This is a genomic window from Actinophytocola sp., from assembly GCF_035712165.1.
GTDB lineage: Bacteria > Actinomycetota > Actinomycetes > Mycobacteriales > Pseudonocardiaceae > DASYTH01.
This window is the reverse complement of record NZ_DASTBH010000009.1, coordinates 1-2,666: the sequence shown is the minus strand read 5'-3', so window position 1 is coordinate 2,666 and position 2,666 is coordinate 1. Positions and strand designations below refer to the sequence as shown.

At 71.7% G+C, this 2,666-nt stretch carries 3 protein-coding genes and 1 pseudogene; 3 read left to right on the top strand and 1 reads right to left on the bottom strand.

What is annotated here, in order from left to right; translation table 11 throughout:
* The coding region (locus VFO68_RS00470; protein WP_325156090.1) for an AAA family ATPase at nucleotides 1–455 on the bottom strand (455 nt) is incomplete at its 3' end.
* Nucleotides 456–837: 382 nt separating this feature from the next.
* Between VFO68_RS00470 and mraZ the strand changes: the two genes are divergently transcribed.
* The 3 genes and pseudogenes from mraZ to VFO68_RS00455 all read left to right on the top strand — a co-directional run.
* Complete coding sequence (mraZ, locus tag VFO68_RS00465) at nucleotides 838–1,269, top strand: division/cell wall cluster transcriptional repressor MraZ (RefSeq protein ID WP_325156089.1); 432 nt, start codon at nucleotides 838–840, stop codon at nucleotides 1,267–1,269.
* A 157-nt stretch (nucleotides 1,270–1,426) separates the two neighbouring features.
* Nucleotides 1,427–2,386 (top strand): 16S rRNA (cytosine(1402)-N(4))-methyltransferase RsmH, encoded by a 960-nt coding sequence (gene rsmH, locus VFO68_RS00460; RefSeq protein ID WP_325156088.1) that lies wholly within the window; start codon nucleotides 1,427–1,429, stop codon nucleotides 2,384–2,386.
* Nucleotides 2,387–2,414: 28 nt separating this feature from the next.
* Nucleotides 2,415–2,666 (top strand): annotated as a pseudogene (locus VFO68_RS00455) (hypothetical protein); the annotation flags it as partial.

The following is a 2,666-nucleotide window of genomic DNA, read 5'->3' as shown; positions in this document are numbered from 1 at the left end:
TCGTCACCGACCACGATGTTGGCGAACACCGGGCCGGGCCGGAACTCGAAGTCGTTGGTCTGCCGGTTGAAGATCGACACCCCGGTCACGTCGCTGGGCAGCAGGTCGGGGGTGAACTGGATCCGGCTGACCGTGCAGTCGGTCGACCGGGCCAGGGCCTTGGCCAGCGAGGTCTTGCCGACGCCGGGCACGTCCTCGACCAGGAGGTGACCCTCGGCCAGCAGGGTCACCAGCGCGAGGCGCACCACCTCGGGCTTGCCGACGAGGATCCGTTCGACGTTCGCGGCGATGCGCTGGACGGTCGCGTGCAGTTCGTCGAGCGCGGCGCCCGGACGGTGCGGGTCGGTGTTGTTCACCGGCGGGTGGGAGTTCCCGCCGGGTGACGGGTAGGGGTCGGCGCCGTGCGCCCCGTAGGGATTGCCCGGGGGCGCGGCTGGCGGGGTACTCGACGTCACGCGACCTCCTGGTGGTCGGCCCGTCAGCCACGGGCTGGCGACGGCGCAGCATCTCAACAAGTGTGTCAAACCAGGGCGAAGTCCTGGTCCCCACGATGCCCCACTCTTACTACGCCGCGCAGCGGAATCCTGTTCCGACCGGCTTTGGACATGTGCCTGGGCGCGCTCGCGGATCCCGGATCCACCTGTTGTCCGGTCCCTCCGTCCCCCGTACCGGTCATTCTCCCCCACCTCCCCCCACGATGCTTGAAGGCGGCTCTAGCTGGACAAATGCCGGGCACCGCGCTGCCCGAAGGGCCTTGATCGGGTTGACCGTGGTGAAAAGTGGGGTACTGTGGCGCTGTGTGGGGCAGACGGGGGCCCCATGGGGAGGTGAGTGCCAGTGTTCCTCGGTACTCACACCCCCAAATTGGATGACAAGGGGCGGCTCACGCTGCCTGCCAAGTTCCGGGACGCGCTCGCGGGTGGGCTGATGGTCACCAAGGGACAGGACCACTGCCTCTATGTGTTTCCCCGCGGCGAGTTCGAGGAGATGGCACGCAAGGTGGCCGCGGCGCCCCTGACGAACGAGGCGGTCCGCGCCTATCAGCGGTACCTGTTCGCCGGAACCGACGAGCAGCGTCCCGACGGGCAGGGACGGATCGCGATCGCACCGGAGCTTCGGCGCTATGCCGGACTGACCAAGGAGTGCGTGGTCATCGGTGCGATCACCAGGCTGGAGATCTGGGACGCGCAGGCGTGGCAGACCTACCTCGACGAGCACGAGGACAGCTACTCGCAGGCTCGCGACGAGGTTCTGCCCGGCGTCTTCTAGGGATTCAGCGGAGCCGAAGGGGACTCGGGTGCCGCCAGGCCTCGGTCCGCTCGCTTTTGGCCCTGGCGCACCTTCCCCGGTGCCAGGTCCAACGAGCGGGCGGGGACCTGGCGGTACTCGGGTTTGCGTGCCAGCGAGCGGGAGGGGAGGCGGAGCCATGCTCGCGGATCAGCCGATACACGAGCCGGTTCTGCTCGACCGGGTGCTCGCCCTTTTCGCGCCGGCGCTCGCGGAGCGCCCGGCGGTGCTGGTCGACGCCACCGTCGGCCTCGGCGGGCACGCCGACGCGCTGCTGTCCGCGCATCCCGCCCTGACCCTGGTCGGGCTGGACCGGGACCAGCGCGCGCTGGCCGAGTCCACCGACCGGCTGGCCCGGCATGGCGACCGGGTGCACCTGGTGCACGCGGTCTACGACCAGATGCCGGAGGTGCTCACCGACCTCGGTTACCCGGCCGTCGACGGGGTGCTGTTCGACCTCGGGGTGTCGTCCATGCAGTTGGACGTAGCCGAGCGGGGGTTCGCCTACGCCCGGGACGCGCCGCTGGACATGCGGATGGACCAGACCGCCGGCAAGACCGCCGCGGACGTGCTGAACACCTACCCGGTCGAGGACCTGGCCCGGATCCTGCGGGACTACGGCGAGGAGCGGTTCGCCGGCCGGATCGCCCGGGCGGTCGTGCACGAGCGGACCCGGGAGCCGTTCGCCACCAGTGAGCGGCTGGTGCGGCTGCTGTACGACACCGTGCCGGCGGCGAGCCGGCGCACCGGCGGGCACCCGGCCAAACGGACCTTCCAGGCACTGCGCATCGAGGTCAACGGCGAGCTGACGGCGTTGCGCGGCGCGCTGCCGGCGGCCCTGGCCGCGCTGCGGGTGGGCGGCCGGATCGTCGTGGAGTCCTACCAGTCGCTGGAGGACCGCCTGGTCAAGCAGGCGTTCGCGGAGTTGGCCCGGTCGCGGACCCCGCCCGGGCTGCCGGTCGAACTGCCCGGGCACGGGCCGCAGTTGCGGCTGCTCACCCGAGGGGCCGAACAGGCCGACGAGGACGAGATCGAGCGGAACCCGCGCGCCGCGTCAGTGCGGCTGCGCGCAGCGGAGCGAACGGCGGCGGCTTCATGAGTGCGGCTGTGCGAGGAATCGAGGCGCCATGACTGTGACCGTGCCCGGCCCGGCCGGCCCCAAGACGAGGACCCGGCCGGCGATCGAGCAACCGGACACCGCGCCGGACCCCGCCGAGCGGCGCGGCGGCCGGCCGCGGTCGGCCGCGGCACAGCGTGCCTACGCGCGTCGGGCGCAACGCGAGGGCCGCCCGGTCGAACGGGCCGAGCCGGCCCCCGCCGGGTCCGGCGGCCGCGCCCGGTTCGTCGTACTGATCATCAGCCTGCTCGTGGTCGGGATC

Coding starts and splice junctions, on each gene's coding strand:
- rsmH (WP_325156088.1), top strand. CDS start 1,427: ATGCTCGCGGATCAGCCGATACACGAGCCGGTTCTGCTCGACCGGGTG.